This window comes from Tabrizicola sp., from assembly GCF_036781545.1.
Lineage (GTDB): Bacteria > Pseudomonadota > Alphaproteobacteria > Rhodobacterales > Rhodobacteraceae > Tabrizicola.
In genome coordinates, this window is record NZ_DAIQAT010000133.1 from 1 (window position 1) to 9,512 (window position 9,512).

The window sequence follows — 9,512 nt, forward strand, 5'->3', positions numbered from 1 at the left end:
AGTTGTCGGCGATGAATTCGCCCATGTAGCGGGTGCCGATCCGGTAATCGACCGAGTAGTGAAACCAGTCGCCGTGGTCGCGCAGGAGGTTGGAGAGATAGGTCTTCCCAAGGCCGGACATGCCGAAGAGCATCACCCGCTTGCGCGGGGCTTTCAGGTAGTCGTCGCCGGAAGCATAGATCATCGCGTCACCTCACCGGCGCAACTGTTAGCGTCAGGCCAAAGGCTTCACAACGGAAAACCCCGCCCGGGATGGGCGGGGCTTTCGATGCACGAAGCTTGGGATCAGAAGCTGTAACCGATCTTGAGGCCGACGCCGATGCCGCTGTTGCCGGTGAAGACGCCGCTGACCGGGGGGTTGGTCGTGGCATCGCCAAGATCGACATAGCGGATGCCGCCGGTGATCTTCATGTTGTCCACGGTATAGATCGCGGCCAGGCCTATGCTCTTCATCCCGTCGGTGGGACCGAGGTTCCCGGTGGTCGAGCCGTCCGACTTCTCATAACCGATGGTCACGGCACCCGACCAGTTGTCGTTGAAGCGCCGACCAATGCCGAGATTGTAGGTCACGCGGTCGCTGGCATAGTCGACCAGATTGCCAAGCGGCGCCGGATAGCCCGGCGGGTCGATGATGAAGGCGGTCCAGTCCACCCAGCGGATCGAGCCGAAGAGGAGGGTGTCCTTGGCGATGCCGGTCTGGAACTCCAGGTTTACCGACTGCGGCACTTCGGTTTCGAAGCCAGAGGTCGCGATCCCGCCTTCGACGGATTCCAGATCATGCGTGATCGCCGAGTTGTAGGTCAGCGCGACACGAGCGGCGATCTCGGGCTTTTCCCAAGAGACACCGACGACATAGCCGAGTTCGGAATCGTGGTTGGTGTTCAGCGTATAGCCCAGGAAGGGCAGCGACACTTCGCCATGCACCGTCTCGTAGCGCAGGCCGCCGTAGACCGAGACGTTGTTCTCGAACTTGTAGCGCAGGAGCGCGGTGATCGCGCTGGAGGTCAGTTCGGCCGTGGACCCGGCAAGCGGGTAAGGGAAGGCGCTGGCCGGGTAGTCAACGTTCGCGCCGATCGGCTGATCGAGGATCAGGGCGAGCGCCATGCGATCGCCGATGTCCATCTTGTAGCCGAGGCTCCAGGAATTGTAGCTGCCGGCCATGTCGCCAGAGCTCACGGTTCCGGCGCCGACCGCGCCTTCGACTGTCGGGTCGAAATGGCCGTAGCTCAGTTCGACATAGCGGCCCTGCTCGAAGAGAATGGCCACCGACTGGGTCGACCGTTCCACGCCCCCCGCATATGCGCCGGTTGCGGCGGCTGCCAAGGCCGTGCTGGCCAAAAGAATTCGCTTCATGTTCCTCATCCCCGATCAAGGATTTCCCCTGAGAAAGAGGCTAGGCGCAGTGTGCCAACCGGTCAATCAATGACGCCGCGTCACGGGTTTGTGAGCCGGGAGGTCTGTGGCGCAGATGTGCCACCCCGCAGCGTGATCCAGATGCCAAGGAAGATCAGCGCGGCCCCGGCGAAGAGCGAGGGCTGGATCGGCTCGGCATAGAAGAGCGCGCCCACGACCGCGATGATCGGCAGGCGGGCGAAGTCGACCGGGACGACGGTGCTGGCGGGGGCAAGCGAGAGCGCGGTCGTCAGCGACAGATGCGCGGTGATGCCGGAGATGCCGATCAGCATCAGCCAGGGCAGGGTGGCGAGCGTCGGCAGCGTGACCTGACCGTCGAGCGACATCGCCACTGTGCCCAGGACCGACTGCATCAGGGTAAGCCAGAACAGGATCGAGAGGATCGGCTCGCCCTTGGTCAGAAGCTTGGTCATCAGGTTGGTCGAGGCGAAGAAAAAGGCGGCGGCTGCGGCGGCGAGGACTCCGGGCTCGATATGGCCGAAGTCGGGACGGGCGACGATCAGCACGCCGGCAAAGCCGAGTGCGGCGGCGACAAGCTTGCGGCGGGTCAGGGGCTCGCCAAGGACGAGGGGCGAGAGCAGGATCACCCAGATCGGCGAGGTGAACTCCAGCGCGAAGACCTGGGCGAGGGGGATCATGGTGATCGCCCAGAACCAGAGCGACTGGCCGGTGAAATGGAAGAGGTTGCGGACGACATGGCTCGGCAGCCGGTCGGTGCGGATGTCGGACCGTTTGCCGAGGGCCAGCGCCACGGCGACGACGATGACCCAGCCGATCATCGAGCGGTAGGCGAGGATCTCGAACGTGTCGTGTACACCCTTGATCTGCCGCGTGGCGATGGCCATGGCGGTGAAGGCGGCGATGGCTCCGGTCATCCAGAGCGCGGCGGCGAGCGGACGGTGCGTCATGTGCCGAACCCTTGCCGGGCGGGCGCGGAATGTCCAGAGCTTGACTTCGGGCAAGGCGGGCGGTTCGGGCGTCTGGTAGCGACGGGGCAGGAGGGTCGGACATGGAGACTTACGTTCTGGCGCGGGTCCTGCATGTGTTGGCGGTGGTGCACTGGATCGGCGGGGTGGCGATGGTGACGCTGGTGATCCTGCCGCAGATGCGAGGATTGCCCGCAGCCGACCGGATTGCCACCTTCGAGCGGCTGGAGGGCCGCTTCGGCGGGCAGGCAAAGCTGTCGACGCTGGTCGCGGGCCTGTCGGGCCTGTGGATGCTGTGGCTGACCGATGGCTGGGGGCTGTTCCTGGACCCGGGCTACTGGTGGCTGCACCTGATGGTCGCGGTCTGGGCGATCTTCACGCTGGTCCTCTTCGTGCTGGAGCCCTTGGTCCTGCACCGCTGGTTCCACGCCCGCGCCACGCGCGACCCGGAGGGCACCTTCGCGCTGGTCCTGCGGCTGCACCGGGTGCTGCTAGCGCTGTCGGCGCTGGCCGTCGCGGGCGCGGTGCAGGGCGCGCATGGCGGGCTGATCTAGACCGGGCAAGACCAACTCGACCGGCGAGGCCGGGTTGGCGATCGCCCGCGAATTCATGGCCGAGCGTGACTGGCGGCACGCAGGGAAACTCGCGCTTGAAGAGATGCCGGTCGGTGCCGCAGATGCCGACGGCCTGCACACGGACCAGCACCTCGCCCGGGCCGGGTTCCCTCTACGGCATATCCACAACTGAGATCCTGCCGACCGTAGGCAACCGAACTGCGCGCATCTGCCACTCCACCGTTGCGGGCCGATCACGGCGCGAGCTGGGATCGTCTGTCGCCCGGAAAGCGGCTGCCGAACGGCGTGGCGGCCCGGTTCAGCCTGCGCCGATGGCGATCAGGCGGCACAATTCGTTGCGCACGACACGCTCGCCTGCAATCTGGCCCTGCTGGACGGTGAAAATCGCCTCGATCGTCGTCTTGCCGGACTTTTCGCTGATGATGAAGCGCAGCTCCTGGGGGCGGCCCGAGCCGGAGGTCTCCTGCAAAGCCGTCACCACGCCGCCCTTGCGCTTGACCCGGGCATAGCCTTCGGCTTCCAGCCGCGCGGCGATGCGCTTGGCGGCCGTGCTCTGGCTCAGGCCCTTGTAGGTTTCCTGGGTGCGGTACTCGATCTGGCTGAGGAGCGGCAGACCGAGGACGGTGAAGTTCTGCTTGCAGGCGGCAGAGGCGGAGCTGGCCGCAAGGGCCAGAAAGACGGTGATTAGGGCAGAGCGCATGAGCTTGGGTCCTTTGCTTGGCGATGCATTACGCCTAAGTCAGCGCCATGCCCCCGCCTAGTCAGCTATTCCGCATCCCTGCCGGGGATGGGCGCAGTTGATTGTCTCTGGCGGCTGCGCAGCCTATGTTCAGCACAGATCGCAACAGAAAGCCCCGGGTCATGAGCCTTGATATGTCGAATGGACGCAAGCCGGACCACCCGGTCACACCCATGTTTCCCTCCCGCTGGTCGCCCCGGTCCTTCACCGACCGGGAGATGTCCGTGGCCGAGGTGATGTCTCTGCTGGAGGCCGCCCGCTGGGCGCCTTCGGCGTCGAACCACCAGCCCTGGCGGCTGGTCTGGGCGCGGCGGGGCGAGGCGGGGTTCGCGGCGATTGCCGACACGCTGACCGGAAACAACCCGCTCTGGGCCGGGAAGGCGGCCGTTCTTTTCGCGGTGGCCTCGAAAGATACCGTGACCAATCGTGAAGGCGCAGAGGTTCCGAACCGCACGGCTGGGTTCGACACGGGCGCGGCCTGGATGAGCCTTGCGCTGCAGGCGCAGGAGATGGGGCTTTTCGCCCATGCCATGGCGGGGTTCGACAAGGACCGGCTGGCGGCGGCGGTCGACCTGCCGGAAGGCCATACGCTGCAGTGCGTGGTGGCAGCGGGCGAGCAGGGGCCAGCCGAGGCGCTGCCCGATCATCTGCGCGAGCGGGAGAAGCCGAGCGGGCGGAAGCCGGTCGGCGAAATCTCGGTCCGCGGGCGGTTCTAGCCGCCAGAACGCTCCGGTTCTGCAAGATAGTCATGGTCGGCGACGGGGCCTTCCCAGTCGACCGTCCGGCCGTCCAGCGCCGCATGCACCGCGATATGGGTCATGGCGGCATCCGGCGCGGCCCCATGCCAGTGCCGCTCTCCCGCGGCGAACCAGACCACGTCGCCAGGCAGAAGTTCGACCACCGGGCCGCCCTCGGACTGCGCCCGGCCGCGGCCCTCGGTGATGATGAGAAGCTGGCCCAGCGGATGGGTGTGCCAGTTGGTCCGGGCGCCGGGCTGGAAGGTCACGATGGCTGATCCCGGACGTCCCGGCGGCTCGGCCCCGATCACGGGGTCCATGCGGACACTGCCGGTGAACCATTGCTCCTGCCCCTGGACGGCGGAGTGGCTGCCCTTGCGGTGAACGTCCATGCCTTACTCCAGTTCGATGGTCCCCGGTGGCTTCGAGGTGCAGTCGTAGAAGACGCGGTTCACGCCCTTGACCTCGTTGATGATCCGGGTCGCGGTCTCGCCCAGGAAATCATGGGTGAAAGGGTAGTAGTCCGCGGTCATGCCGTCGACCGAAGTGACGGCCCGCAGGGCCAAGGCGTAGTCATAGGTCCGCCCGTCGCCCATCACGCCCACGGTGCGCATTGGCAGGATCGCGGCGAAGGCTTGCCAGATCTCGTCGTAGAGGCCGTGCTTCCTGATCTGGTCGATGTAGACCGCATCGGCCTGGCGCAGGATGTCGAGCTTTTCGCGGGTGATCTCGCCGGGGCAGCGGATCGCCAGGCCGGGGCCGGGGAAGGGGTGGCGGCCGATGAAGCTTTGCGGCAGGCCAAGCTCGCGGCCCAGGGCGCGGACCTCGTCCTTGAAAAGCTCGCGCAGGGGTTCGACGAGTTTCAGGCCCATCTTCTCCGGCAACCCGCCGACGTTGTGGTGCGACTTGATGGTGACGGAGGGGCCGCCGGAGAAGCTGACGCTTTCGATGACGTCGGGGTAGAGCGTGCCCTGTGCAAGGAAGGTCGCGCCACCGACTTCGGCCGCATGCTTCTGGAAAACGTCGATGAAAAGCTTGCCGATGGTCTTGCGCTTGACCTCGGGGTCGGAGACGCCTTCCAGCGCGCCGAGGAAAAGGGCGCTTTCGTCGGCATGGATCAGCGGCATGTTGTAGTGGTCGCGGAACATCGTAACGACCTGTTCCGCCTCGCCCAGCCGCAGAAGGCCGTGGTCGACGAAGACGCAGGTCAGTTGGTCGCCGATGGCTTCATGGATCAGGACGGCGGCGACCGAGGAATCAACCCCGCCGGACAGGCCGCAGATCACCTTGGCGTCGCCCACCTGCTCGCGGATTTTCCGGATCGCCTCCTCGCGGTAGGCGCCCATGGTCCAGTCGCCCTTGAAGCCCGCGAGCTTGACGAAATTCTCGTAAAGCTGGGCGCCTTTCGGGGTGTGGTGGACCTCGGGGTGGAACTGGACGGCGTAGAAATGGCGTTCGGGGTCGGCGGTGATGGCGAAGGGCGCGTTGGGCGAGGTGCCGTAGACCTGGAAGCCCGGCGCGATCCGGGACACATGGTCGCCGTGCGACATCCAGACCTGTTCCTGCGCCTGTGGCCCGGCTTCGGGCGGGAACCAGCCTGCAAGGAAGGGATGCGTCAGGTCGGTGGGCGTCACGAAGGCCTTGCCGAATTCTGCCGTACCCTGGCCGCCTTCGACATGGCCGCCCAGGCAATGCATCATCACCTGCTGGCCGTAGCAGATGCCGAGGATCGGCACGCCCAGGTCGAAGACCCCCGCCGGCGGCATCGGGGCGTTCTCCCAGTAGACGCTGGCAGGTCCGCCCGACAGGATCACCGCCTTGGGCGCAAAGGCCTTGAGGAAGGCCGCGTCAACCCGGTTGTAGGGGTGGATTTCGCAATAGACGTTCAGCTCGCGCAGGCGTCGCGCGATCAGCTGCGTCACCTGGGACCCGAAGTCGATGATGAGGAGGCGGTCGTGTATCTGGCTCATGTGCCCGATTAAGCCGAGGTTTGAGGCGGTGCAAGGGGTGGCTGCGGAGGGGCAGGGGGTTTTCATACGCCAAAAGACCCCTGTGGAGCATTGCCGCGAGGAGGAGGCAGATGTCGTTTGCGACCGGAGTGGATGTCGGTTTTGGAAAGGATTGGACGGTTTCGAGGAGCGGCCCGGGGCTGTTTGGCTGCATAAGGACGGCAGACAATCCCCGGAGGCAGACATGAACGAAGTTGCAGGACGCAGGTCGCGCAGTGGTGGGGGCGCGAGCCGCCGGGCGGAACGCACCGCGATCAGCTTCGAGACCGCGCGCTACATCCAGCGCAACATCCCGAACTTCGAGATCCTGAACGAGGAAGCGCTGCAGATCATCGAGGCCAATGCCGAGACGGTTCTGGAAGAGATCGGCGTCAACTTCGTGGAAAATCCCGCCGCGCTGGAGCGCTGGCGCGAGGCGGGCGCCGATGTGAAGGGCGAGCGGGTGCATATCCCCCGGGGCCTTGCGCGGAAACTGGTGTCGACCGCGCCGAAGACCTTCACCCAGCATGCCCGCAACCCCGAGCGCAACGTCGAGATCGGCGGGCGGAACCTGGTGCTGGCCCCGGTTTACGGCCCGCCCTTCGTGCGCGACATGGAGGGCGGCCGCCGCTATGCCACGCTGGAGGATTTCCAGAACTTCGTGAAGCTCGGCTACATGTCGCGCTGGTTGCATCATTCCGGCGGCACGGTTTGCGAGCCGACGGATATCCCGGTGAACAAGCGCCACCTCGACATGCTGATGGCGCATATGACGCTGTCGGACAAGCCGTTCATGGGCTCGGTCACCGAGCCCAGCCGCGCGCAGGATTCGGTCGACATGGCGAAGATCCTGTTCGGGTCGGATTTCGTCGACCAGAACACGGTGATGACCTCGCTGATCAACATCAACTCGCCGATGACCTTCGACGGGATCATGATGGGCGCGTTGGAGGTCTATGCGTCGAACAACCAGGCCTCCATCGTCTCGCCCTTCATCGTCGGCGGGGCCATGGCGCCGGTGACGGTGGCCGGCACGCTGACACAGGTGCTGGCGGAAATCCTGGCGGGGGTCAGCTATTCGCAGCTGGTCCGTCCGGGCTCGCCTGTCATCGCCGGGGCCTTCGTGACCTCGATCGACATGAACTCGGGCGCGCCGACCTTCGGCACGCCGGAAGCGGCGCACATCACCTATGGCGCGGGCCAGCTGGTGCGGCGGCTGGGGCTGCCCTACCGCTCGGGCGGGTCGTTCTGCGGGTCCAAGCTGCCCGATGCGCAGGCGGCCTATGAAACCTCGAACAGCCTGAACATGGCGCTTCTGGCGGGCGTCAACTTCATGCTCCACGCTTGCGGCTGGCTTGAGGGCGGGCTGGTCTCGTCCTACGAGAAATTCGTGATGGATGCCGACCAGCTGGGCACGCTGCACCATCTGGCGCAGGGCGTGGCGATGGACGTGAATGGCCAGGCGATGGATGCGATCCGCGAAGTCGGCCCCGGCGGTCACTACCTGGGCTGCGCCCATACGCAAGCCAACTTCAAGTCGGCCTTCTGGCGTTCGGACCTTCTGGACTACAAGCCCTTCGAGACCTGGGCCGAGGAAGGCAGCCGCGACACCCAGACGCTGGCGAACGAGCGGGTGAGGAAGCAGCTCGCCGACTATCAGGCGCCGGACATCGACCCCGGCACGCGCGAAGCGCTGGAAACTTTCGTCGCCACCCGCAAGGCCGGGATGCCGGACGCCTTCATCTGAGGCCTTCGCCACGGGAAACACAAAGGGGCGGTAGCGACCGCCCCTTTTTCAATGCCATGAACCGGCATCAGGCCATGGTGCCCCGCCGCAGGACCTGTGCCTCGGCCAGAAGGGCGATCAGCACCTCGATGTGCCGTGCCACCGAATAGGCGGCATCGCCCGCGATCCGCGTCGCTTCCAGCCGCGCCTCCACCGACATCAGCGACGTCACCGTCTCTTCGGGCGAGGCGGCGGCTCCCACATAGCGGCGCAGGTCGCGTTCGCGGCGATACTCTGCCAGGCCAAAGCGCGCGGCCCGCATCAGAAGGCGCGGACGGCGCAGGGTGGCGAGCAGGGTGCGGCAGTCGGTCATCGGATCCTCCATTCGTGGATGACGTGACCATAGCCAACACAACCTGACGTTGCGCAATCGGCGGTTCGAGCGCGCGCTGGTTACCAAAGAGTTTAAGCTTTTCGTCGAATTGTCGGGATTGAACGAAAGCTTAACGACTACGTAACCAATTCTACCCAAGGTTGAATCGGTCCAAGGCTGGACCTGTTGCAGCCCCGGGTGGACAAGGACGGGACGGGATCGAATTGCCTGAATTGACTGTTGCCAGCCTGCCAGACTGGCTTCCCCAAGCCGTGCGCCACTATCTCGACCATACCGAAGACGGCACATCGCTGCGGGAACTGGCGCGGCGCGAGGGCCTCCATGCCTCGACCATCCTGCGGCAGGTACGTCGGTTCGAGAACCGGCGCGAAGACCCGCTGATGGACGAGGCCCTTTCGGCAATCTCCCGGCATGTCCTGCGCCATTCCACAGATCCAGCCCGAAAGGATGACCAGCCCATGTCTGTCCACCCGCGCCTCGCCAGCCCCGGCCAGTCAGAGATCTGCGATGAACAGGCGCTTCAGCGCGAGGGGATGCGCGTCCTGCGCCGTCTGGCCGAACCCAGCGCCGTGATGGCGATAGCGCCGGACCTGGAAAAGGCGGTGGTGATCCGCGAGCTTCCCGACGGGAAAAGCCTGCGCACGGCGGTGCTGGAACGCGCGGTTGCCCATGCCTTCCTGCTGAAGGACTGGGTGACGTGCCGCAAGCCGGGCCGTGTCTCGACCTACGAGATCACTTCGGCGGGCCGCGCGGCGCTGAAGCGGATGGTGGATGAGGAAGACCGCAGTCGTCACGGGATGGCCGAAGCCGCGACACCCTTCGGCGAGCAGCACCGCGTCTGGGGCGAGCGCGGGGTGGTGGATGACGAAGGCTCCCGCCGGGTTCGCTATAACCTGGCGGAAAGCCCGGTAGCGCTGCTGGGGCGGCGCAAGGACCGCGACGGAAAACCCTTCCTGGAGCCGGAACTGGTCGCCGCCGCCGAACGCCTGCGCGAGGACTTCGAACTGGCGCAGA

Annotated in this window: 10 protein-coding genes and 2 pseudogenes; 4 read left to right on the forward strand and 8 right to left on the reverse strand. The window is 65.8% G+C overall.

What is annotated here, in order from left to right:
- From V7Q39_RS16110 to V7Q39_RS16120, 3 genes and pseudogenes are all read right to left on the reverse strand, one after another.
- Positions 1 to 184 (reverse strand): annotated as a pseudogene (locus V7Q39_RS16110) (ATPase); the annotation flags it as partial.
- Between the two features lie 101 nt (positions 185 to 285).
- Positions 286 to 1,353, reverse strand: a complete 1,068-nt coding sequence (locus V7Q39_RS16115) for a hypothetical protein (protein ID WP_333817632.1) — start codon at positions 1,351 to 1,353, stop codon at positions 286 to 288.
- Positions 1,354 to 1,433: 80 nt separating this feature from the next.
- Complete coding sequence (locus tag V7Q39_RS16120; RefSeq protein ID WP_333817633.1) at positions 1,434 to 2,321, reverse strand: DMT family transporter; 888 nt, start codon at positions 2,319 to 2,321, stop codon at positions 1,434 to 1,436.
- Between the two features lie 101 nt (positions 2,322 to 2,422).
- Between V7Q39_RS16120 and V7Q39_RS16125 the strand changes: the two genes are divergently transcribed.
- A complete protein-coding gene (locus tag V7Q39_RS16125; protein ID WP_333817634.1) occupies positions 2,423 to 2,893 on the forward strand; it encodes a hypothetical protein in 471 nt (156 codons plus the stop codon).
- 100 nt (positions 2,894 to 2,993) lie between these two features.
- Here the strand turns inward: V7Q39_RS16125 and V7Q39_RS16130 are convergent.
- Together V7Q39_RS16130 and V7Q39_RS16135 are read right to left on the reverse strand one after the other, a co-directional pair.
- Positions 2,994 to 3,044 (reverse strand): annotated as a pseudogene (locus V7Q39_RS16130) (hypothetical protein); the annotation flags it as partial.
- Positions 3,045 to 3,212: 168 nt separating this feature from the next.
- On the reverse strand, positions 3,213 to 3,614 hold the full coding sequence (locus V7Q39_RS16135) for a hypothetical protein (protein ID WP_333817635.1): 402 nt from the start codon (positions 3,612 to 3,614) through the stop codon (positions 3,213 to 3,215).
- Positions 3,615 to 3,775: 161 nt separating this feature from the next.
- Here V7Q39_RS16135 and V7Q39_RS16140 point away from each other — a divergent pair, with 161 nt between their 5' ends.
- Entirely contained in the window at positions 3,776 to 4,369 is a 594-nt protein-coding gene (locus V7Q39_RS16140) for a nitroreductase family protein (protein ID WP_333817636.1), read from the forward strand.
- On the opposite strand, the gene V7Q39_RS16145 is transcribed toward V7Q39_RS16140, so the two are convergent.
- Positions 4,366 to 4,782 (reverse strand): (R)-mandelonitrile lyase, encoded by a 417-nt coding sequence (locus V7Q39_RS16145; RefSeq protein WP_333817637.1) that lies wholly within the window; start codon positions 4,780 to 4,782, stop codon positions 4,366 to 4,368. The two genes, V7Q39_RS16140 and V7Q39_RS16145, sit on opposite strands and share 4 nt — an antisense overlap.
- Before the next feature lie 3 nt (positions 4,783 to 4,785).
- Positions 4,786 to 6,360, reverse strand: a complete 1,575-nt coding sequence (gene guaA / locus V7Q39_RS16150) for a glutamine-hydrolyzing GMP synthase (protein WP_333817638.1) — start codon at positions 6,358 to 6,360, stop codon at positions 4,786 to 4,788.
- 223 nt (positions 6,361 to 6,583) lie between these two features.
- Here guaA and V7Q39_RS16155 point away from each other — a divergent pair, with 223 nt between their 5' ends.
- Positions 6,584 to 8,125 (forward strand): trimethylamine methyltransferase family protein, encoded by a 1,542-nt coding sequence (locus tag V7Q39_RS16155; RefSeq protein WP_333817639.1) that lies wholly within the window; start codon positions 6,584 to 6,586, stop codon positions 8,123 to 8,125.
- Between the two features lie 67 nt (positions 8,126 to 8,192).
- Here the strand turns inward: V7Q39_RS16155 and V7Q39_RS16160 are convergent, their stop codons facing one another.
- Positions 8,193 to 8,477 (reverse strand): DUF6477 family protein, encoded by a 285-nt coding sequence (locus V7Q39_RS16160; protein WP_333817640.1) that lies wholly within the window; start codon positions 8,475 to 8,477, stop codon positions 8,193 to 8,195.
- 272 nt (positions 8,478 to 8,749) lie between these two features.
- On the opposite strand from V7Q39_RS16160, the gene V7Q39_RS16165 reads away from it, so the two are divergent.
- The coding region (locus V7Q39_RS16165; RefSeq protein WP_333817642.1) for a DUF6456 domain-containing protein at positions 8,750 to 9,512 on the forward strand (763 nt) is incomplete at its 3' end.